Source organism: Thermaurantiacus tibetensis, assembly GCF_015354055.1.
GTDB classification, from domain to species: Bacteria; Pseudomonadota; Alphaproteobacteria; order Sphingomonadales; family Sphingomonadaceae; genus Thermaurantiacus; species Thermaurantiacus tibetensis.
The window spans coordinates 306,808-327,417 of the sequence record NZ_JACHTM010000001.1 but is presented as its reverse complement, the minus strand read 5'-3'; the positions used below and the strand labels follow the sequence as shown (position 1 = coordinate 327,417).

Sequence of the window (20,610 nt, the reverse complement as noted above, 5' to 3'; positions counted from 1 at the left end):
CTCGGTGCGCAGCCGCTAGGGCGCTGCCGCAATGCTCGAGAAGACGTTCGACCCCGGCCCGATCGAGGCCCGCTGGTATGCCCACTGGGAGCGGACAGGCGCTTTCCGTCCGGCCCGCCCCGAAGCCCGCCCGTTCACCATCGTGCTGCCGCCGCCCAACGTCACCGGCACGCTCCACATCGGCCACGCCCTCAACCAGACGCTCCAGGACATCCTCGTCCGCTGGAAGCGGATGCAGGGCCATGATGCGCGCTGGGTGGTCGGCACCGACCACGCCGGGATCGCGACGCAGATGGTCGTCGAGCGCACGCTCGCCGGCCAAGGCCTCAGCCGCGAAGGGCTCGGGCGCGAGGCGTTCCTTGCCCGCGTCTGGGCGTGGAAGGCGGAGTCGGGCGGGGCCATCACCCGGCAGATGCGGCGGCTGGGAGCCAGCTGCGACTGGGCGAACGAACGCTTCACCATGGACGAGGCCTATGCCCGGGCCGTCACCCGCGTGTTCGTGCAGCTCCACGCCGAGGGCCTCCTCTACCGCGACAAGCGGCTGGTGAACTGGGATCCGCAGTTCCAGTCCGCCATTTCCGACCTGGAGGTCGAGAACCGCGAGGTGAACGGCCACTTCTGGCACCTGCGCTATCCGCTCGCCGATGGCTCCGGTCACCTCGTCGTTGCCACCACTCGGCCCGAGACCATGCTGGGTGACACCGCAGTCGCCGTCCACCCCGAGGACGACCGCTTCCGCCACCTCGTCGGACGGCGCGTCGCCCACCCGCTGACCGGCCGGCAGCTCCCGGTCATCGCGGACGACTGGGCCGATCCCGAGCTCGGCACCGGTGCCGTCAAGATCACGCCCGCCCACGACTTCAACGACTGGGCCGTCTACGAGCGCCACCGCGAGATCGGCTGGATCAACATCCTGAACCCCGACGGCACGCTGAACGATTCCGTTCCCGAGCCCTACCGCGGGCTCGACCGGTTCGAGGCGCGGCGGCGGGTGGTCGCCGACCTGGAAGCGCTCGGCCTCCTCGAGCGGGTGGAGGAGAAGCGCGTGCAGGTGCCGCACGGCGACCGCTCGGGTGCCGTCATCGAACCCTTCCTCACCGACCAGTGGTTCGTGGACGCGAGCAGGCTTGCGAAGGCCGCGCGCGAGGCCGTGGCCACGGGGCGGACCCGCTTCGTGCCGGCAAGCTGGGAGAAGACCTACTTCCAGTGGCTCGACTCCATCCAGCCCTGGTGCGTCTCGCGCCAGCTCTGGTGGGGCCACCGCATCCCGGCCTGGTACACGCCCGACGGCACGGTGATCGTGGCCGAGAGCGAGGCCGAGGCGCAGGCGAAGGCCGGGCCGGGCGTTCCGCTCCGGCAGGACGAGGACGTGCTCGACACCTGGTTCTCCTCGGCGCTGTGGCCATTCGCGACACTCGGCTGGCCGGAGGCCACCCCCGATCTTGCCCGCCACTATCCCGGCGACGTGCTGGTGACCGCCTTCGACATCATCTTCTTCTGGGTGGCCCGCATGATGATGCAGGGCCTGCACTTCACCGGCGACGTCCCGTTCCGCACCGTCTACTGCCATGGCCTGGTGCGCGACGCCGCGGGCGCCAAGATGTCGAAGTCGAAGGGCAACGCCATCGACCCCCTCGTCCTCGTCGACCGCTACGGGGCCGATGCCGTGCGCTTCACCCTGGCCGCGCTCGAGAGCCAGGGCCGGGACGTGAAGCTCGACGAGAAGCGGGTGGAAGGCTACCGCAACTTCGCGACCAAGCTGTGGAACGCGGTGCGGTTCGCCCAAGCCCAGGGCATCGGCGCGGGCAGCGAGGCGCCGCCGGCGGCCGCCCACCCGGTCAACCGCTGGATCCTCGGCGAGGCCGCCGCCATGGTCCGCGCGGTCACCGCAAGCCTCGAGGCCTTCCGCTTCGACCAGGCCGCCGACGCCCTCTACCACTTCACCTGGAGCCGCTTCTGCGACTGGTACCTCGAGCTCGCGAAGCCCCTGCTCGCCGATGGCAGCGCCGCGGCGGCCGAGACGCGGGCGACCGCGGGCTTCGTGCTCGACCAGCTTCTGAAGGCGCTCCACCCCTTCATGCCCTTCCTGACCGAGGAGCTCTGGCACGCGCAAGGGCAGCGGCACACCGATCTCATCCTCGCCCCCTGGCCCGCGTTCGCCGTCGCGCCGTCGGATGCGGCCGACGAGATCACCTGGCTCATCGAGCTCGTCTCGGCGATCCGCTCGGCGCGGACCGAGCTCAACGTGCCCCCTGCCGCCCGGCTGCCGCTCCACGCGCCGCCTGCAATCGAAGCGCGCCTTGCCCGCCATCTGCCGGCGCTCGAGCGGCTGGCGCGGGTCTCGGCGCTCGCCTTCGCGCCGCCGGCGGGGCCCGGCATCGCCCAGCTCGTCGTCGCCGGCGAGACCTACGCCCTGCCCCTTGGCGAGGTGATCGACCTGGCGGCCGAGCGGGCCCGCCTTGCCCGCGCGGCCGAAGCCGCCGAGCGCGAGGCAGAGGGGCTCGCCGGCCGGCTCGCGAACCCCGGCTTCCTCGCCCGCGCGAAGCCCGAGGCGGTCGAGAAGGCGCGGGCGGACCATGCCGCCCGCCTGGCCGAGGCGGAACGGCTGCGCGCCGCCCTCGCCCGGCTCGGCTGAGCTATTCGGCGGGCGCCGGAAGCGGCTGCGGCCGCGCCTCAGGGTGGCCGCGCACGATCAGGAGATACATGACCGGTGTCACCACCCGCGAGAGCAGGGTGGAAGAGACGAGCCCGCCGATGATGACCCAGGCGAGCGGCGCGTAGAGGGCAATGCCGGAAAGCGCGAGCGGCATGAGCCCGCCGATCGCCGTGACCGAGGTGAGCAGCACCGGCAGGAAGCGGACCTCCCCTGCTCGCTCCACCGCCTCGCGGAGCTCCACCCCCTGCGCGCGCAGCTGGGTGGTGAAGTCGACAAGGAGGATCGAGTTCTTGATCTCGATCCCGATGAGGGCGACGAAGCCGATGACGGCGGTGTAGGATAGCGAATTGCCGGTGAGGAACAGGGCGATGAGCCCGCCGAACATGCCAAGCGGAATGACGCCCGCCACCACCAGCGTCTCGCGGAACCGGCCGAACTCGATGACGAGCACGGCGAACACGCCGAAGACGGCAAGCAGCGCAAGCCCGTAGAGCCCGCCGAAGCTCTCGGCGGCGGCACGCGCCTCGCCGCCGGGCACGATCCGGTAGCCGGGCGGCAGCGCGATCCGGCCGAGCGCCTCGGCGATGGCGGCGTTGACCCGCGTGCTGAGCGCGCCCGGCTCGACATTGGCCGTGACGACCGCGCTCCGCTCCTTCCGGTAGCGGCTGATCGACGGCGGGCCGGAGGTGAGCTTCGGCGTGGCAACGGCGGTCAGCGGCACGGCGGCGCCGGCGAGCGTCGGCACCTGGACCTGCTGCAGGACATCCACGGCGTGGAGCGCGCCTGGCACCCCGCTTCCCGCACCCGGCACGCGGACCACCACATCGAAGCTGTCGCCCTCCTCGTCGCGGAAGCGGCCCGCCACTTCGCCCGCGAGCGCCAGCCGGGTCACGCGGCGCGCAGCGGCCGGCGCAACCCCAAGCAGCGCCGCCCGGTCGGAATCGAGCCCGAGGTCGAGGTCGAGCCGGTCGAAGCCGAAGGGGTTGCGCACGTCGCGCGCGCCAGGCGTCGCCCGGATGGCCTGCTCCACCTCGCGCGACAGGCGCTTAAGCACGTCGAGGTCTGGCCCGGTCACGAACCACTCGATGGGCGCATTGACGGGCGCGCCGTTCTGGAACGGGCGCACCGAGATCCGGGCGTCGGGATAGGCCTCGAACGCGGCGCGCAGCCGCGCAATAAGCGCCGGCCCCTCCTCCGGGTCCCAGCGCTCGAGCGTGGCGGCCACGACCCCGATCGACGCGCGCTGCTCGACCTCGCGGACGTTGTAGAAGATCTGCGGGTTGCCGCGGCCGGCGTTCAGCATCCGGTTGACGATGGCCGGCTCGGCCGCGAGCAGGCGGTCCACATGCTCGGCAGCGCGGAGCGTCTGCACCGTGTCCGCGCCCTCGGCCGCCTCGATCTCGACGAGGAAATAGGGCGCGTCCGCCGGCGGGAACAGGCTGGTGCCCAGCAGCGGCACGAGGCCGAAGGCGGCAAGGCAGAGCGCCATGGCGGCGGCGAGCGTGGTGCGGGGCCAGGCCAGCGCGCGGTGGAGGATGGGCCGGTAGAAACGGTGGATCCCGGCCTGCACCGCGCGGAGCACCGCATTGCCTTCCGGGTCGGAATCGCGGGCCAGAAGGCGCGAGGCAAGGAAGGGGATGATCGTGAGCGACACGAGGAGCGAGGCGGCAACGGTCGCGATGACGGCAACGGGAAGCCCGCGGGTGAACTTGCCGGCGCCTTCGGGCAGCGCGGTCAGCGGCAGGAAGGCGAAGATGAGCACCGCCGTCGCGCCGATCACGGCCACCGTGATCTGCTGGGTGCCGGCAAGCGCCGCTGCCGCCCGGCTGTAGCCCATGCGCAGGTGGCGGGCGATGTTCTCGACGACGACGATCGAGTCGTCGACCAGCAGGCCGAGCGCGACGATGAAGCCGGTGATGACGATCTGGTTCAGCGTGTAGCCGAGCAGCGAGACGACGAGCACGCCGATCGCCAGGCTGAGCGGAATCGAGACCATCACGATGAGCGAGGCGCGCGGGCCGAGCGGCAGCAGCGTGAGCAGCACGAGGAAGAGCGCGATCGAGAAGTCGCGCGCGAGGATCCCGAGCTTGGCGCGGACATCCTGGCTCTGGTCGAAGGCGCGCGCCAGCGCGACGTCGGGTGGCAACTGGCTCCGGTAGCGCCCGGCCGCCTCGGCCAGCCCGCGCTCGACGTCGAGCACGTTCACATTGTCCTTCTGGGTCGCCGTCACCCAGATGGCGCGCTCGCCGTTGAAGCGCGTCACGTGGGCACGCTCGTCGGCAGCCCAGGCCACCTCCGCCACGTCGCCCACGGTCACGGCCCGCCCGTCCTCGGCGCGGATCGGAACCGCAGCCACCTCGGCGAGCGAGCGGAAGGCGCCGCCCGCCTTCAGGTTGAACCGCTGCTCGCCGGAGCGGACGGCCCCGGGCGGGAGATCGGCGCCCGATGAGGCGAGCGCGTCGGTCACTGCCGTCACCGGGATGCCGAGCTCCCTGAGGCGGCCGAGATCGACCGTCACCCGGACTTCCGGGCGCGCCAGACCCCAGACGGTCGCGGTGCGCACGCCGGGCACCCGCTGGAAGGCCTCGCGCAGGTCCCGGCCAATCTTCTCGAGGCGGCGGTCCGAGGCGGTCCCGGAGACGAGCGCATACTGGGCGACGACGGCCTCGGTGGTGCGGAAGCGCCGGAACTCGAGGGAGCGGATCCCCGCCGGCAGGGAGGCGCGGATGGCGTTCACCTCGCGGACGGCCTCGTCATAGTTGCGGTCAGGGTCGCTGTCCCAGCCGAACTCGGCGTTGATGACCGCCTGCCCGTCGGTCGCGCGCGAGAGGATCTCGTCCACGTTGTCCAGCCCCGAGAGCACGTCCTCGATGGGCTTCACCACCGCCTGCTCCATGTCGGCGGCATCCGCGCCGGGCTGGATCACGACGATGGAGACCACCGGCACCTTGAAGTGCGGGTCAACCGAACGGGGGATGGCGAGGAAGGCCTGGATGCCGAGCGCAGCCAGCAGCGCGAAGGCAACGAGCGTCACCTGCCATCGCTCGATCGCGAAGGCCACGAGCCGGTTCATGCGCGCGGCCCGGCGGAAACCCTCACCCGCGCCCCCTCGGTCAGCCGGTCGACCCCGGTCAGGACGATGCGGTCGCCAGGCGCGAGGCCGGCCTCGATGACGACCCCGTCGGCCGTGACCGCGCCGACGCGGACGAGCGTCGCCCGGACAGTGCCGCTCGCCGGGTCGAGCCGCCAGACAAAGCCCTCCCCCGCACGGGCGGCGAAGAGCGCGGTCGCCGGCACGACGAGGGGCGCGCGCGCCGAGGCCGCAGCGGGCCGGGGGATCTCGACCTCGCCGAGCTGGCCCGAGCGCAGCGCCGGGTGATCGGGGAGCGACACCTCGATCCGGAAGGTGCCAGTCCGCGGGTCGGCCCGGCCGCCGATCTCGAGGATGCGGCCAGCCATCGCCGGCGCGACGCCGTCGGCAAACGTGATGCTGACCGGCGTGCCCACTGCCAGCCCCGCTGCCTCGGCGGGCGCGAGCGCCACCTGCATGACGAAGCCCGATCGGCGCTCGCCGAGCACGAGAACCGGTTCGCCCGCGGCCACCGTCTGGCCGGGCTCGGCCCGGCGGGCGAGGATGATGCCCTCGGCGGGTGCCACGATCGTCGCGTTGCGCCGCGCGAACCGCGCGCGCTCGAGGGCGGCCGCGGCCACCCCCTCCGCCGCCTCCGCGGCCTCGACCCGGGCGCGCGGCACCCACCCCTGGGCAAGCAGCGCCCGCATCCGCTCGCGCTCGGCGCGGGCGCGCGCGAGGTCGGCCCCGGCTGCTGCGACCTCGGCGTCGAGCGTCCGCGTGTCGAGCGCGGCGAGCAGCGTGCCGCGCGCCACCCGGTCGCCCTCGCGCGGGTCGAGCCGGGCAACCACGCCGGCCGTCCAGAAGGCCAGCGGAGTCTCGCGGCGGATGCGGACCGTTCCCGCCGCGCGCACCGGCTGCGGTGCGGCAGGAGCGCCAACCTCGAACAGGCGCACGCTCACACCCTCCGCGCCGGCGGCGGCGCGCGCGCCTTCGCCCGGTGCATGCGGGGCAGAGGCCTCGGGCTCGGCGCCACAGGCCGCGAGCGCCGCGAGCAGCAGGGCAAGGGCAGGGCGGGCAGCGGACAGGCCCCCTGCCCCGCCGCGTCGTGCCTCCACGCCCCGCGCCTTCCGTGCCGGCATCGGCACCTCCCGTCCGGATGCCGTTGCCTAGCGCGGTCGGGCGCGCGCTTCCAGCGGACTCTGAGTCAGCCTCAGTTCCTGCGGACGAAGCCTGGCTTCAACCAGAATCATCCAGAATCATTCGGCGATGGTCAGCGCCTCCAGCTCGACCGAAAGCGTCATCGTGCCGTCGGGGTGGATTTCTCCCTGCTTCTCGCCGATGGCGAAGTCGGCCAGGAAGTGGCCTGCAAGCGCAAAGTCCGCAGCGACGAGCAGCGCCTCTATGCGGTCCCAGGCCGCCTCCACCTTCTCGACCGGTCCGGCAAGCCTGAGAGCAAGGCTGTGGCGCACGCCGGTGAAGGTCAGGCTTGCCCACGGCTCGCTGTCGAAGCCGCGGATCGCGAAGAAGGGCTGGGCGCCTTCCTCGCGGCCCCACCGGTCGAACCACTGGTCCTCGCCGATCGCGCCACGGATGGCGGCGATGAGCGCACGCTGCGGTGCAGACGAAACGCCCCCCACGGCCTCACCTCCCCCTCGGGCCGAACCGCAGGGGGCCGCCCGCGCCGCCTCGACGCGGCGGGTGCGTCCGCGCCCCGGGCCTGATGGGCCGCGAGCACCCGCGTCATGTGCGCCCGCAGACGGCGTTCCATCCGCTCGCCGGGCTGGCGACCCCGCCGCAGGTCATGCACGATTCGGGGGTCCGATACGGCATCCCGCCCGAATCGCGACGGCGGCAGACGGGTCAGCTTCAGGCAGGCCTCGATCTGGCTCAGCAACGACATGGCGCGTGCACTCCCTTTGTCGACCCCATGCCGTTTCGGGCTGGCCCCGCGACCAGGGCCCTCCGCGCCATCCCGAATCGATAGGAAGACTTTGATAGGCTATTTCCTACTAGTCTAGGGGGAAAATGATGGTAGACAGGGGTTCGCGCGGATCAGGAGAGGAGGTCCCGGCGATTGACGGGAGACGAGGTTCGCCGGCGCCTGGACGAGCTGATCCGCGCGAGGGGCACGGACTATCTGGCCGTCTCCCGCCTGCTCGGCCGCAATCCGGCCTATATCCAGCAGTTCATCAAGCGCGGCGTTCCGCGCGCGCTGGGCGAGCGCGACCGCCGTCTGCTCGCCCAGTATTTCGGCGTGAGCGAGGAAGAGCTGGGTGGTCCGCCCGGCGGCCCTGCCCCCGATGTCGGCGCGAACGAGGCGCGCAACCGGCGCGTTCTGCTCTCGGCGGCCGCGGAAGCGAGAGGAAGCGGCGAGGACGAGGCCGCGGCGTTGCGCGACTATGTCCTCATTCCCTATCTGGCCCCACGCCGGCAAAAGGACTCTCCTATAGGAAGTGCCGCGCTCGCGTTCGAAACAGGGTTCGCCCGCCAGATCGGCTCGGGCCGGCTCGGCGCGCTTTCGGCACTCCGGGTCGAAGGGGATGCGATGAGCCCGAGCCTGCTGCCTGGCGACCAGCTCCTCGTCGACACGGATGACGTAGCCCCCTTGCGCGACGGCATCTACGCCTTCGCGTGCGACGGCGGGTTCAGCATCCGCCGGGTCACGGTCCACCCCGTCACGCGGCGTCTCTCGCTGCTCGCCGACAACCCGGCCTATGCAAGCTACCCGGATTGCGACGCGGCGTCGCTCAAGGTGCTGGGGCGGATCGTCTGGATCGGCCGGAAGCTCCCGTGAGCCGCGCACGCCGCGCGGTCGGCGACCCCGCCTGTCTTGCCGTCACCCCCGCGCGCGGAGCGCGACCGCAAGGAGAGCTCCGGAGCCAAGGCCGATCACGGCGCCCGCCGAAGGCTCCCCAAGCGCAATGCCCGCCGCCACGCCGAGGAGAAGGCCGACGAGAAGCAGCACCCCATAGCCCCGATCCACCCGCTTCGCTTCCTCCGTGCCGTTCCACGCGGCTCCCGCCGCCTGGCGCTCTTCGGCACGAACCCTCCGAGGATCGCGCCGGGGGTGGGGCGATCGACGGGACTCGAACCCGCAACCCCTGGTACCACAAACCAGTGCTCTAACCGATTGAGCTACGATCGCCACGGCCGCTGCCGGCAGCTCTGGCCCTGGCACCCCATGCGCCAGCGGCCCGAGGGCGTCAAGGCACGGCCGACCCGCCGGCCGCTCCGCGTCCGTCAGAGCCGGATGAGCATCTTCCCCATGTTGGCACCGGTAAACAGGCCGAGGAAGGCCGAAGGCGCGCTGGCAAGGCCGTCGACGATGGTCTCCTGCCAGCGGATCGAGCCGTCGGCGAGGCGGGCGACCATCTCGGCGCGGAAGGCCTCGGCCAGATGCTGGAACTGGGTCACGATGAAGCCCTGCATCTTGAGAGACTTGCCGATCAGCAGGATGAGGTTGCGCGGCCCCGGCGGAGGCTCGGTCGCGTTGTAGGCTGCAATCATGCCGCACTCGACGAAGCGGGCGAAGGGATTGGCGAGGTCGAGCGCCACCTCGAGGTGCTCGCCGCCGACATTGTCGAAGTAGATGTCGATCCCGCGCGGGGCCGCTGCCTTCACCGCCTCGCGCAGGCTGCCGCAGCTGCGGTAGTTGATGGCAGCATCGACGCCGGCTTCGCGCAGCCAGGCGCACTTCGCGTCGCTTCCGGCAGTGGCCACCACGTGGCAGCCGCGCGTCTTGCCGAGCTGGGCAACGAGGGAGCCGACGGCCCCCGCGCCGCCCGAAACGAAGAGCGTCTCGCCGGGCCTCGGCTGGCCGATCTCGAGAAGGCCGGCCCAGGCGGTCAGCCCCGGCATGCCGAGGACGCCGAGAAACGCCTGCGGAGGCACGCCGGGCGGCACCTCGAGCCGGGTCAGGGAGCGGGCGGGTGCCGTGAAGGCCTCGCGCCAGCCCCACATGGACTGCACCATGTCCCCGGGAGCGAAGGCCGGGTCGCCGCTGTCGACGACCTCGCCGATGGCGCCCCCCTCGAGCGCACGACCGAGCGCGAACGGCGGGATGTAGCTGGCGCGGTCCACCATGCGCCCGCGCATGTAGGGGTCAACCGAGAGGAAGCGATTGCGCACCCGCACCTCGCCCGGCCCGGGCGCCGGCACCTCCACCTCCGCGAGCTCGAAGTCTTCCTCCACCGGCAGGCCCTGCGGCCGGCGCCGCAGCCGGATCTCGCGTGCGCGCATCGTCTCCTCCCCTCTCACCCCGATAGGCACGGCCGCAGGAAAGGCAAGCGTGCCGCTCAGTGCGACGCCGCCGCCGGCCGCAACGCCCGCACGCCGAAAAGGACGCCGACAATCGCAAGCCCCAGCGCAAGCCCGAGGAGACCCGAGAGCGCGGCCCCAGCCAGCCATTCGACCGCTCCGGCAAGCGCGCCGGCGGCTTCTCCAGCGGCATGGGCGAGCCCATGGACCAGGTGCGGAAGCACAACCAGCACGCCGGTCGCTTCGAGCCCGTGGAGGATGATCCCGCCGCCCACCCAGGCCATGGCAGCGATGCCGAGGACGGAGAGAAGACCGAGAAGCGCGGGCATTCCACGCACGAGGAGCTGCCCGGCCCCGGCGCCGAGGGGGTGGCCGGTCGCCGCAAGCCGCAGGCCAACATCGTCCATCTTCACGAGCAGCGCGACGAAGCCGTAGACGCCGGCCGTGACGGCAAGGCTCACGACGGCGAGGCTGGCCGCCTTGGTGGCCAGCGAGACCTGCTCGAGCGTGCCAAGCGCGATCGCGAGGATTTCGGCCGACAGGATGAGGTCGGTGCGGACTGCGCCTGCCACCATCGCGTTCTCCTGCGCGGCGCGGTCGACCGCGGTCGGCCGCGAGACTTCCCCCTCATGATGGCCGAGCCCCAGCTTCTCGAGCATCTTCTCGGCGGCCTCGAAGCAGAGATAGGCGCCGCCCAGCATGAGAAGCGGAGCCAGCGCCCACGGCAGCACGGCCGCCAGGAGCAGGAAGCCGGGCATGAGGAAGAGGAGCTTGTTCCTGAGCGAGCCCTTCGCGATCCGCCAGATGAGGGGGAGCTCGCGCTCGGGTGCAAACCCCGAGACGTAGCGCGGCGTGACGGCGGCATCGTCGACGACCACGCCGGCGGCCTTGCCGGTCGCGCGGGCGGCCGCGGCTGCCACGTCGTCGACCGAGGCCGCCGCCATCCGGGCGATCATGGCGACATCATCGAGGAGGGCGAGGAGGCCCGAGGCCATCAGGCCGCCTCGCGGGCGAGCATGGCATCGATCGCAGCGTTGGCCAGCCGGTCGGCGCGCTCGTTGAGCGGGTGGCCCGCATGGCCCCGCACCCACACCCAGCGAACGCAGTGCGGGGCGGCCGTCGCGGCGAGCGCCTGCCAGAGATCGGCGTTCCTGACCGGCTTGCGGTCGGCCGTCTTCCAGCCGTTGCGCTGCCAGCCCTGGAGCCAGCGGGTCATGCCGTCGACGAGGTAGCGGCTGTCGGTCTCGAGCAGGACCTCGGCCGGGCGCGTGAGCGCCCGCAGCGCCTCGAGCGCCGCCGTCAGTTCCATGCGGTTGTTGGTGGTGAGCCGCTCGGCGCCGCTCAGCTCGCGCTCCACCTCCCCCGCGCGCAGGATGGCTGCCCAGCCGCCCGGACCCGGATTGCCCCGGCAGGCGCCATCCGTCGCGATGAGCACGCGCGGGCGCGGTGGCGGGGCGCTCGGTTCAGCCATTTGCAAGGACGTGAGCGAGCCGCCGCGCGAAGGCGAGCGGGTCCTTCCGTGCCACGAGCGGGCCGGGGTCAACCTCGAACCAGTCGAGCGCACGGGTGAGAAGGAAGCGGAGCGCCGCGAGTGCCGAAAGCGCCGGCAGCGCCTGCGCCTCCGCCGGCGCAAGCGGCCGCATGCGTGCATAGCCCTCAACCAGCGCCCGATCGCGGTCGGGGAGGAAGCGGGCGCCATCTGCCGAGAAGCTCCAGGCGACGCGCAGCACGGCGAGATCATAGGCGAGCCGGTCGGCGCAGGCGAAGTAGAAATCGATGAGACCGGAGACCCGCTCGCCGAGGAAGAGCACGTTGTCAGGGAAGAGATCGGCGTGCACGATGCCGACCGGAAGGTCAGGGGGCACGCCGGCCTCCACGGCGGAAAGCGCCTCCTGCACGGTCGCGCCAAGACCGGCGTCCAGCGAATCGAGCCGTGCCCCAAGCGCGGCCGCCGCCTCGCGGGCGAAGCCGAGCCCGAGGCGGTTCGGCCGCGTCGGCGGATAGCCTTCGGCGGCAAGGTGGAGCCGGGCAAGCGCCTCGCCCGCGGCCCGGCACTGGGCGACGGTCGGCTCGGTCACCGAGACTCCGGGCAGGAACTCGACGAGGGCTGCGCACCTGCCGGCCAGGCGATGGAGCACCCGTCCCTCCCGGTCGGGCACGGGGCGCGGCACGGGGAGGCCCCGCGCGGCGAGATGCCCCATGAGCCCGAGGAACCACGGGAGGTCGGCCGGATCGATCCGCCGCTCGTAGAGCGTCAGGATGAAGCGGCCGCCCGTGGTCTCGACGAGGAAGTTGGAGTTGGAGACGCCCTCGGCAATGCCCTTGGCCACGACAAGCCTTCCGACGTCGAAGCCCGAGAGGAAGGCCGCGAGCGTCTCGGCCGGAACCTCGGTGTAGACGGCCACCCGGCGCGCCCTTGGACCGGGCGCTCAGGCGGCGAGTTCGCGCGGCAGCTTGAAGGTGACTTCCTCGACCGCGGTCGTCACTTCCTCGATCTCGAGATCGAAGCGCGCCCGCATCGCCTCGAGCACCTCCTGGACGAGGATCTCCGGCGCCGAGGCGCCGGCGGTCAGGCCGACGGTGCGGACGCCGTCGAACCAGCCCCAGTCGATCGCGCCCGCGGTCTGGATGAGGTAGGCGCGGGCGCCCTCGCGCTCGGCCACCTCGCGCAGCCGCTGCGAGTTCGAGCTGTATTCCGCACCGATCACCAGCATGAGGTCGCAGTCGGCGGCGATGGCCTTGACCGCCGCCTGGCGGTTGGAGGTGGCGTAGCAGATGTCCTCGCCGCGGGGTCCCACGATGTCGGGAAAGCGGCGGCGCAGCACGGCGACGATCTCGGCCGTGTCGTCGACCGAAAGCGTGGTCTGGGTGAGGAAGCCGAGGTTGGTGGGATCCGCCGGCTGGACGGCTTCGGCATCCTCGACCGTCTCGACGAGGGTCATCACGCCTTCGGGCACCTGGCCGAAGGTGCCGATCACCTCCGGATGGCCGGCATGGCCGACGAAGAGGATGTGGCGCCCGGCCTGCACCATGCGTTCAGCCTGGCGATGGACCTTCGAGACGAGCGGGCAGGTGGCATCGAGCCAGGAGAGGCCCCGCTCGGTCGCACGCGCTGGGATGGTCTTGGGCACGCCGTGCGCGGAGAAGATGACGGTCGCGCCGTCCGGCACCTCGTCGAGCTCCTTCACGAAGATCGCCCCCTTGGCGCGCAGGCTGTCCACCACGTGCTTGTTGTGCACGATCTCGTGGCGGACGTAGACTGGGACGCCATAGCGCTCGAGTGCGAGCTCGACGATGTGGATCGCCCGGTCGACTCCGGCGCAGAATCCCCGCGGGGCCGCGACAAGGACTTTGAGACTGGCCATGGGCCTGCCATAGCCCATCGGGCCGGGAAAACAAGGACGGGCGCGGTCAGGTTTGCCGCCCGGGTGCCGGCACGACCCGCAGGAACGCCTGCGGGAAAGGGTGGAGAAACGGACGTGCGGCTTGCCCCTCTGCTGATCCTCGTGTTGCTCGCGCTCGCCGCCTGCCAGCGGAACCCGCTCCAGGTCACACGGTCGCCCTGCCCGGCCGTCGCCATCCCCAACCACGTGGGCCAGCTGACCCGCTTCAACCCGCCGGAGAGCCGGGACGCCGATGCGATCGACTTCGTGGCGCAGATCGTCGACGTCGAGGCGCGCTGCACGCCCTCGGACGCGCTGGTCACGGCCGATGTCGGCTTCACCGTCACGGCGGTGCGCCGTGCTGGCTCTGCCGGCGAGCTTCCGGCGCGCAGCGTCGACCTGCCCCTGTTCGTGAGCCTCGTCCAGGGCGGCAACGTGCTGGTTGCCAAGCAGGCAACCGCCGTCCGGGTCACGTTCGCCGAAGGGTCGCTCCGGGGCGCGGGGCGCGGCGCGGCCCGCGCCGAGATCGCGCGCGCTGCCGTCACGCCTCCGCCCGAGGTGGTCGAGCGGCTCACCCGCCAGCGCAGGCCGAGCGACCCGGACGCGCTCGTCGACCCGATGTCTGACCCGCTGGTCCGTGCCGCCCTCCGCGCGACGACCTTCGAGTTCCTCGTCGGCTTCCAGCTCGATGACGCGAGCCTTGCCTACAATGTCGCGCGCTGACGGCGGCTGCGGCCGCCCCGGGCCAGTGCGTTGTGCCCGACGCGCGAACGGGCTATTTCCCCACCCTGCTGTTTCATGACGGGATACCGCCGCATGTCGCGCCGCCGCCAGATCTACGAAGGCAAGGCCAAGATCCTCTACGAGGGTCCGGAACCGGGCACGCTCATCCAGTATTTCAAGGATGACGCAACCGCCTTCAACGCCCAGAAGAAGGGTACCATCTCGGGCAAGGGCGTGCTCAACAACCGGATCTCGGAACACCTGTTCACCCTGCTCGGCGGGATCGGCGTGCCGCACCACTTCATCCGCCGGCTCAACATGCGCGAACAGCTGGTCCGGCAGGTGGAGATCATCCCGCTCGAGGTGGTGGTCCGGAACGTGGCCGCGGGCTCGCTCTCGAAGCGACTCGGCATCGAGGAGGGCACCCCGCTGCCACGCACCATCCTCGAATATTATCTGAAGGACGATGCGCTCGGGGACCCGATGGTGACGGAAGAGCACATCGCCTGCTTCGGCTGGGCAAGCCAGGACGAGCTTGCCGACATGCAGGACATGGCCATCCGCATCAACGACTTCCTGGCCGGCCTGTTTGCCGGCATCGGCATCCGCCTCGTCGACTTCAAGCTCGAGTTCGGGCGCCTCTGGGAGGACGACTACAGCCGCGTGATCCTCGCCGACGAGATCAGCCCCGACGGCTGCCGGCTGTGGGACATGAAGACCGGCGAGAAGATGGACAAGGACCGGTTCCGCCGCGATCTTGGCGGCGAAGTGGAAGCCTATCAGGAAGTCGCCCGCCGGCTCGGCCTTCTCCCCGAGGGCCAGGAAAGCGCGGTGCTCGACTTCGGCGAGGCGAGGAAGGCGCGCGAGAGCCGCTGAGGATGCCGATCTCGCCCGGCCGCCTCGCGGCGGCGCTTCTCGCGCTCCCGCTCGCGGCACTCCCGGCGGCCTCGCAGCTGCCGCCGCCCACCCTGCCGCAGACGATGACCCAGCGGAGTCTTGCGGCGCTCCCGCAACCGAAGCCGGCCGAGACCATCCGCTACGGCGAGGCCGAGGCGCAGGTCGTCGAGCTCTTCCTGCCGCGCAACCGGCCCGATGGGCTGCTCCCGGCCGTCGTCCTCGTGCATGGCGGCTGCTGGCAGGCAAAGGTTGCGGGCCGCGAGCTGGTGCGCCCGGCAGCCGGCGCGCTTGCCGAGCAGGGCTTTGCCGTGTGGTCGGTGGGCTACCGGCGGGTGGACGAGGAGGGCGGCGGCTTCCCGGGCACCTTCGCGGACGTGGCAGCCGCCATCGACCTCCTCGCCGCGCAGGCCGCCGAGCGCGGGATCGACCGCAGCCGCGTCGCCTTCCTGGGTCATTCGGCCGGGGGCCATCTTGCGCTCTGGGGGGCCGCGCGTCACCGCCTGCCGAAGGGAAGCGTGCTCGCGGCAGAGGCACCGCTGCGGCCCCGCGGGGTGGTGGCGGCCGGAGGCCTGCCCGACCTCGAGGCAGACGCCCGGGTCATCCGGGCGGCGTGCGGGCTCGACCCGGCCGCAACGCTTGGAGACCCGGACGCGAAGAGCCCGTTTGCCGAGACGTCGCCTGCCGCCCTCCTGCCTTCTGGCGTGCCCGTCACGCTCGTCCACGGCATCTACGATGGCGTCGCCTTCCCCGAGATCGGCCTGCGCTACGCCCAGCGGGCGCGCCGCGCCGGGGATCGCGCCGACCTCTTCGTCGTGCCGAACGCCGGGCACTTCGAGGTGATCGCGCCTGGCACGCGGGGCTTCGACATCGTCCTCGGCGCGCTCGAACAGATGCTGCGCTGACCGGTTCACCTCACGAGGCGACCTGGGTCACCACCCCGCCGGCTGCGTCCCATTCGGCTGGCGTCATGGCGCGGACCGTGACCTCCGACGGTCCACACATGGCCCTCGGGATCACGGGCACGATACACTCGATCGCCGTAGAACTGGTCTGCTGGCTCTTCCAGGATCTCGGCACCCGCAGCGCGGGCTTGCGCACAGTGCGCATCGAGGTCGGCTCCATGCGCCAGCTGGATGTGAACCGCCTGGGTGTTGCATCCGCCCAGACCGGCCGGGCTGCGGTGGACCTGGCTCCATTCGTTGCCCACCATGAGGATCGACGGTCCGAACCGCATTTCGGAATGGATTCGGAATGGAGAAGCCGGCCCTCCGGGTCTCGGACCACGAACACCGGCTGGAACCCGAAGGCCGTCGCCAGAAACCTGAGCGCAGCGTCAGGGTCGCGATAAACGATCGCGCTTGCCAGACCCATGTCCTTCGCGATCGCGCTCATGGGTGCCTCTCCCTTCCCCGCCGCACGCCCGCGCTCTGCCGAACGGCCTGCCTGACAGCTCCGCAGCCTCTGCGAAGCGGCTCTCGCCAAGTCAATGGCCATCCCCTAGGAGGCGTGGCCATGAAGGCCCGCGTCACCGTTTCCCTGAAGCCCGGCGTGCTCGACCCGCAGGGGCGCGCCATCCGCCACGCGCTCGAGTCGCTCGGCTTTGCCGGCGTGGGGGAGGTGCGCGTCGGCAAGGTCATCGAGCTCGAGCTGGCGCCAGACACCCCGCGCGAGACGGTCGAGGAGATGGCGCGCCGACTCCTTGCCAACCCCGTCATCGAGAGCTTCCGCGTGGACATGGCGGACGCACCCGCGGAGGCCCCGTGAAGACGGGCGTCGTCGTCTTTCCCGGCTCCAACTGCGACCGGGATCTCATGGTCGCGCTCGAGCTCGTCACGGGGGTCAGGCCGGTCGCGCTCTGGCATGCCGACCCGGAGATCCCGGCCGGCCTCGACCTCGTCGCCCTTCCCGGCGGCTTCTCGCACGGGGACTATCTCCGCTCCGGCGCGATCGCCGCGCGCGCCCCCGTCATGCGCGCGGTCGCTACCCATGCGGCAAGGGGCGGGCTCGTGCTCGGCATCTGCAACGGCTTCCAGGTGCTGACCGAGGCCGGGCTGCTTCCGGGTGCGCTCATCCGCAACGCGGGCCTCGACTTCCTCTGCCGCGATGTCGCGCTCGAGGTGGTGACGGCCGACAGCCCCTTCACCCGCGCCTACGCCGCCGGCGCGACGATCACCGTGCCGATCGCCCACCATGACGGCAACTACCAGGCCGATGCGGCAACGCTCGACCGGCTGGAGCAGGAGGGCCAGGTCGCCTTCCGCTACGCCGAGGACGTGAACGGCTCGGCGCGCCGCATCGCCGGAATCCTGAACGAGGGGCGCAACGTGCTGGGGATGATGCCGCACCCCGAGCGGTGCGTCGAGGAGGCGCATGGCAACCAGGACGGCCGCCGCCTGTTCGAGGGGCTGCTCAAGGTCCTCGCCTAGACCCGCGTGCGGAAGGGGGTGAAGTCGGTCTCGACATCATAGACGTCGAGGCCCTCCTGCCGCTTCATGAAGTTGACGACGGCATAGGTGACGGGGGTGAGCGCTGCCTCCCAGCCCACCTTCAGGAGATAGTTGGTGAGCATCACCGTCAGCACGAGGTGGGTCTCCCACACGCCCCAGAAGGCGAGCGGGTAGAAGATCAGGCTGTCCACGCCCTGCCCCACCGCGGTCGAGCCGATGGTCCGCGTCCACAGCCAGCGGCCCTTGGTCCACACCTTCATCCGGGCCAGCACATAGGCGTTGGCGATCTCGCCCGCCCAGAAGGCGAGGATCGAGGCAGCGAAGATGCGGGGCACCTGCCCGAACACCTGCGCCATCGCCTCCTGCCCCTGCCATCCCGGCGCAGGCGGGATCCAGACGATGAAGGCCGCCATGCCGGCGGCAAAGGCCGAGGCGACGAAGCCCACCCACACCACCCGCCGGGCGCGGGCATAGCCATAGACTTCGGTCAGCACGTCGCCGAGCACGTAGGAGAGCGGGAAGAAGAGGATGCCGGCGCCGAACACCGTCGCGCCGAGGACCGGCAGCTCGACTTCGGCCACCTTGCCCGCACCGATGAGGTTGGCGCAGATGAGGATGACGGCAAAGGCCGCCATGCAATAGTCGTAGTAGCGCAGGCGCCGGCCTGCGATCTCGGACGCCTCGACGGCGCGCACGCCCTCGGGCTCAGTGACGGCAACCTCGAGCGGCACGCTCACCGCGCGGCACCTGCAGGCCGGAGGGTGAGGCTCCAGCGCGGCGGGCCTGGCAGGAAGGGCGTCGGGCGCCCCTCCACCCAGGCCTGGTGACCGGCGAGGTAATAGGGCGCGAGGGGGTTTCCGGCCTGGCTTCCGGGCATGTGGAAGATGCCCTCCGCCTCGTGGGCGGGCGAAACCGCGAAGCGCTCCGAGGCGCCGAAGCCGGGCGCCTGGGCGCGCACCGTCGAGCGGTCGCCGGGCACCGCCACCTCGGGCGGGTCGGTCACGCGGCCAAGGAAGGGCAGCACGCGGGCGAGCGGGTGCCTGACCCCTGCCACGCCATAGGCGCCCCAGGCGAAGCGGGCCGGGTCAGGCCCGACCTCCTCGACAAGATCGGCGAGCTTGGCATCGAGAAAGGCGTCCCAGTCGGCGAAGCCGGGCGGTACCAGCCCGGGCGGCCGGGCACCCAGCACCCGCCGGACCGTCCCTTCCGCCTGGCTCGGTGCATAGGTCTTGCGGAATCCGCCCTCCGGCACGCCGCCGAGCCACGCTTCGTAGAGCCCTTCGAGCACCAGCCGGCGGAACCGGTCCACGAGGCGGAACGAGACCGACTCCGGAACCGCCCGCCCGTCCCATGTCGCGAGATGGGGCGCGAGCGCCTGCAGCCTTTGGTCGCCCGGCCGCCTCGCGACCTCTGCCACCAGCAGAGCGTGCCACCAGGCGTTGCGGGGCGAGACATCGTCGAGCTGGATCGCCAGCATGTCGGCGGGCGCGAACCGCTCCTTCGCGAACAGACGGTCGCGGATGCGCATCGCCCGCCCGCCCGTGTCGTAACCGCCATCGCCGAGGAGCGCGTAGGCATTGCCCCCGATGACGCGGGCATTCGCCGTCCAGATCCGCCCCGAGGGCGGGTTCATCACCGCCGGCACCTCGTCGGCGGCAAGCATTCCCGCCCAGCCGGCCCGGCCGTCGGCAAACGAGACGGCATCGCGCCCGTCGAAGCCGAAGCGCTTCGGCACCTGGCCGATGATGGTCCAGGCGATGTTCCCCTCGCGGTCGCCCACCACGAGGTTCTGCTGCGGCAGCGCCGCCGCATGGGCGATGGCGACCGCCTCGGCCACGCTTCCCGCCTGCTCGAGGGCGAGGAAGGGCGCGAGCCGGACGGCATCCGGCTCGTGCGCCGTCCAGCGCATGGCAATCAGCCGCCCGAGCGCATCCCGGCCCACCACCGGGCCCCAGATGGTCTCGCGCACCTCGAGCCGCTCGGCCCCGGTGCGGTGGGCAAGCGTCTCCTGGTGCACGGCAAAGGGCCGCTCACCTTCCGCCGTGCGGTAGAAGCCGGGCCGCGTCTCCTCGACGATGACGGCATCCGCCGTGTCGATGTAGCTGTTGGTGAAGCCCCAGGCGATCCTCCCCGTGGAGCCCGCCACCACGAACATCGTGCCCGGAAGCGTCACGCCGGTGGCGTCGAGCCGGCCCGGCACCACGAGCCGCGCGCGATACCAGGTGCCCGGCACCGAAAGCCCGAGGTGCATGTCGTTCGCAACCAGCGCTGCGCCCGAGGAAGAGAGCGCACCGGAGACCGTCCAGTTGTTGCTGCCGGGAGCCGGGGCCTCGCGCACCGCGCCGCGCGCGGCAGCCGGGGCGGGGACAAGCCGGTCGGGCAGCGGCGGCTCCGGCAGGCGGCTGCCGTCGAGCGGCGCGTCGAGCGGAGTCGTCTCGGGGAAGAGGAAGTCGGCGAACGCCCGGCCGCCGCGCGCCTCCGCCCGTGCGCGGTCCATCTCCCGCTGCGGCACCGCCGGCTGGAGGTTGAGATACATGGCGATGACAGCGAGCACCGTATCCTCAGGCCGCCAGGGTTCGGGCGCGCGCAGCAGGGCCATGTGCTCGAACGGCCGGCTGCCGAGGTCGGCAAGCCCGGCGTTGACGCCCTCGACATAGGCGTCGAGGATCTCGCGCTCCTCCGGGCGCATCCGCTTGACCATCTCCCGCGCCCGCGCACGGAAGCGGTGCAGCCGTACCTGCCGGTCGAGGGCGAGCGCGGGCGGCCCGAGGAAGCTCGCAAGCTCGCCGGCTGCTGCCCGCCGAAGCGTCTCCATCTGGAAGAAGCGCTCCTGCGCGTGGAGGAAGCCGAGCGCCCGGGCGACGTCGGCGCGGGTTTCCCCCGTGATGGTGGGCACGCCTTCGGAATCGCGGGCGATGGTGACGGAGGCGGAGAGGCCGGCAACCGCCAGCTCGCCCTCGAGCCGCGGCTTCGAGCCCTCCATCGCCCGCCAGATCGCGAACGCCCAGGCCAGCGCAAGGAGCAGGAGGAGCAGGAGGAACCCGCCGAGCAGGCGAAGGCCGGTCTTCCATAAGGGGCGGCGCGCCCGCGGCTGATGCATGGGCCGCCGTTAGCGGCGCCCGGGCGCGCGCGCCAGCCTCCAGCCGGTCGCGCTGCGGCTCGAGGGCGCAGCGA

At 71.8% G+C, this 20,610-nt stretch carries 19 protein-coding genes and 1 tRNA gene; 7 read left to right on the top strand and 13 right to left on the bottom strand.

Going from position 1 to position 20,610, the window contains the following annotated elements; all coding sequences use genetic code 11:
- The first annotated feature begins 31 nt into the window (after positions 1-31).
- Positions 32-2,635, top strand: coding sequence for a valine--tRNA ligase (locus tag H3H34_RS01640; RefSeq protein WP_194743522.1), 2,604 nt, complete (start codon positions 32-34; stop codon positions 2,633-2,635).
- 1 nt (position 2,636) lies between these two features.
- Here the strand turns inward: H3H34_RS01640 and H3H34_RS01635 are convergent, their stop codons facing one another.
- The 3 genes from H3H34_RS01635 to H3H34_RS01625 form a co-directional block, all read right to left on the bottom strand.
- Positions 2,637-5,729 carry an efflux RND transporter permease subunit gene (locus H3H34_RS01635; protein WP_194743521.1) on the bottom strand — a complete coding sequence of 1,031 codons (3,093 nt, stop codon included), beginning with the start codon at positions 5,727-5,729 and terminating at the stop codon, positions 2,637-2,639.
- Positions 5,726-6,844 (bottom strand): efflux RND transporter periplasmic adaptor subunit, encoded by a 1,119-nt coding sequence (locus tag H3H34_RS01630; protein ID WP_194743520.1) that lies wholly within the window; start codon positions 6,842-6,844, stop codon positions 5,726-5,728. The genes H3H34_RS01635 and H3H34_RS01630 overlap by 4 nt, the downstream gene beginning before the upstream one ends.
- A 141-nt stretch (positions 6,845-6,985) precedes the next feature.
- Complete coding sequence (locus tag H3H34_RS01625) at positions 6,986-7,366, bottom strand: hypothetical protein (protein WP_194743519.1); 381 nt, start codon at positions 7,364-7,366, stop codon at positions 6,986-6,988.
- Between the two features lie 437 nt (positions 7,367-7,803).
- Between H3H34_RS01625 and H3H34_RS01620 the strand changes: the two genes are divergently transcribed.
- Complete coding sequence (locus H3H34_RS01620; protein WP_194743518.1) at positions 7,804-8,523, top strand: S24 family peptidase; 720 nt, start codon at positions 7,804-7,806, stop codon at positions 8,521-8,523.
- Between the two features lie 42 nt (positions 8,524-8,565).
- On the opposite strand, the gene H3H34_RS01615 is transcribed toward H3H34_RS01620, so the two are convergent.
- From H3H34_RS01615 to ispH, 7 genes are all read right to left on the bottom strand, one after another.
- Positions 8,566-8,712: a hypothetical protein gene (locus H3H34_RS01615; RefSeq protein WP_194743517.1), complete on the bottom strand. Its 147-nt coding sequence runs from the start codon at positions 8,710-8,712 to the stop codon at positions 8,566-8,568.
- A gap of 85 nt (positions 8,713-8,797) precedes the next feature.
- Positions 8,798-8,874 (bottom strand) — tRNA-His (locus H3H34_RS01610).
- A gap of 95 nt (positions 8,875-8,969) precedes the next feature.
- On the bottom strand, positions 8,970-9,968 hold the full coding sequence (locus H3H34_RS01605) for an NADP-dependent oxidoreductase (RefSeq protein ID WP_194743516.1): 999 nt from the start codon (positions 9,966-9,968) through the stop codon (positions 8,970-8,972).
- A 56-nt stretch (positions 9,969-10,024) separates the two neighbouring features.
- Entirely contained in the window at positions 10,025-10,981 is a 957-nt protein-coding gene (locus H3H34_RS01600; RefSeq protein ID WP_194743515.1) for a DUF808 family protein, read from the bottom strand.
- A complete protein-coding gene (gene rnhA / locus H3H34_RS01595; RefSeq protein WP_194743514.1) occupies positions 10,981-11,457 on the bottom strand; it encodes a ribonuclease HI in 477 nt (158 codons plus the stop codon). Before rnhA ends, H3H34_RS01600 begins: the two co-directional genes overlap by 1 nt.
- Entirely contained in the window at positions 11,450-12,391 is a 942-nt protein-coding gene (gene thrB / locus H3H34_RS01590) for a homoserine kinase (protein WP_194743513.1), read from the bottom strand. Before thrB ends, rnhA begins: the two co-directional genes overlap by 8 nt.
- A 24-nt stretch (positions 12,392-12,415) precedes the next feature.
- Entirely contained in the window at positions 12,416-13,351 is a 936-nt protein-coding gene (gene ispH / locus H3H34_RS01585; protein WP_235945233.1) for a 4-hydroxy-3-methylbut-2-enyl diphosphate reductase, read from the bottom strand.
- A gap of 114 nt (positions 13,352-13,465) precedes the next feature.
- Between ispH and H3H34_RS01580 the strand changes: the two genes are divergently transcribed.
- The 3 genes from H3H34_RS01580 to H3H34_RS01570 all read left to right on the top strand — a co-directional run bounded on the left by H3H34_RS01580 (position 13,466) and on the right by H3H34_RS01570 (position 15,891).
- Positions 13,466-14,092 carry a hypothetical protein gene (locus H3H34_RS01580; RefSeq protein WP_194743511.1) on the top strand — a complete coding sequence of 209 codons (627 nt, stop codon included), beginning with the start codon at positions 13,466-13,468 and terminating at the stop codon, positions 14,090-14,092.
- Positions 14,093-14,185: 93 nt separating this feature from the next.
- The gene (gene purC, locus H3H34_RS01575) at positions 14,186-14,968 is read left to right on the top strand and encodes a phosphoribosylaminoimidazolesuccinocarboxamide synthase (protein ID WP_194744050.1); all 783 of its coding nucleotides are present in this window, start codon (positions 14,186-14,188) and stop codon (positions 14,966-14,968) included.
- A gap of 2 nt (positions 14,969-14,970) precedes the next feature.
- Entirely contained in the window at positions 14,971-15,891 is a 921-nt protein-coding gene (locus H3H34_RS01570) for an alpha/beta hydrolase (RefSeq protein ID WP_194743510.1), read from the top strand.
- Positions 15,892-15,896: 5 nt separating this feature from the next.
- Here H3H34_RS01570 and H3H34_RS01565 read toward each other — a convergent pair whose 3' ends face one another.
- A complete protein-coding gene (locus H3H34_RS01565; RefSeq protein ID WP_235945330.1) occupies positions 15,897-16,199 on the bottom strand; it encodes a VOC family protein in 303 nt (100 codons plus the stop codon).
- 302 nt (positions 16,200-16,501) lie between these two features.
- On the opposite strand from H3H34_RS01565, the gene purS reads away from it, so the two are divergent.
- On the top strand, positions 16,502-16,753 hold the full coding sequence (gene purS, locus H3H34_RS01560) for a phosphoribosylformylglycinamidine synthase subunit PurS (protein WP_194743509.1): 252 nt from the start codon (positions 16,502-16,504) through the stop codon (positions 16,751-16,753).
- On the top strand, positions 16,750-17,415 hold the full coding sequence (gene purQ, locus H3H34_RS01555) for a phosphoribosylformylglycinamidine synthase subunit PurQ (RefSeq protein ID WP_194743508.1): 666 nt from the start codon (positions 16,750-16,752) through the stop codon (positions 17,413-17,415). Before purS ends, purQ begins: the two co-directional genes overlap by 4 nt.
- Here the strand turns inward: purQ and H3H34_RS01550 are convergent.
- Entirely contained in the window at positions 17,412-18,173 is a 762-nt protein-coding gene (locus tag H3H34_RS01550) for a queuosine precursor transporter (protein ID WP_328830936.1), read from the bottom strand. The genes purQ and H3H34_RS01550 overlap by 4 nt on opposite strands.
- Positions 18,170-20,536, bottom strand: a complete 2,367-nt coding sequence (locus H3H34_RS01545; protein WP_194743507.1) for a penicillin acylase family protein — start codon at positions 20,534-20,536, stop codon at positions 18,170-18,172. Before H3H34_RS01545 ends, H3H34_RS01550 begins: the two co-directional genes overlap by 4 nt.
- Between the last annotated feature and the right edge of the window lie 74 nt (positions 20,537-20,610).

Coding starts and splice junctions, on each gene's coding strand:
- purS (WP_194743509.1), top strand. CDS start 16,502: ATGAAGGCCCGCGTCACCGTTTCCCTGAAGCCCGGCGTGCTCGACCCG.
- ispH (WP_235945233.1), bottom strand. CDS start 13,351: ATGGCCAGTCTCAAAGTCCTTGTCGCGGCCCCGCGGGGATTCTGCGCC.
- H3H34_RS01600 (WP_194743515.1), bottom strand. CDS start 10,981: ATGGCCTCGGGCCTCCTCGCCCTCCTCGATGATGTCGCCATGATCGCC.
- H3H34_RS01640 (WP_194743522.1), top strand. CDS start 32: ATGCTCGAGAAGACGTTCGACCCCGGCCCGATCGAGGCCCGCTGGTAT.
- H3H34_RS01635 (WP_194743521.1), bottom strand. CDS start 5,729: ATGAACCGGCTCGTGGCCTTCGCGATCGAGCGATGGCAGGTGACGCTC.
- H3H34_RS01565 (WP_235945330.1), bottom strand. CDS start 16,199: ATGGTGGGCAACGAATGGAGCCAGGTCCACCGCAGCCCGGCCGGTCTG.
- H3H34_RS01545 (WP_194743507.1), bottom strand. CDS start 20,536: ATGCATCAGCCGCGGGCGCGCCGCCCCTTATGGAAGACCGGCCTTCGC.
- H3H34_RS01570 (WP_194743510.1), top strand. CDS start 14,971: ATGCCGATCTCGCCCGGCCGCCTCGCGGCGGCGCTTCTCGCGCTCCCG.
- rnhA (WP_194743514.1), bottom strand. CDS start 11,457: ATGGCTGAACCGAGCGCCCCGCCACCGCGCCCGCGCGTGCTCATCGCG.
- purC (WP_194744050.1), top strand. CDS start 14,186: ATGTCGCGCCGCCGCCAGATCTACGAAGGCAAGGCCAAGATCCTCTAC.
- H3H34_RS01605 (WP_194743516.1), bottom strand. CDS start 9,968: ATGCGCGCACGCGAGATCCGGCTGCGGCGCCGGCCGCAGGGCCTGCCG.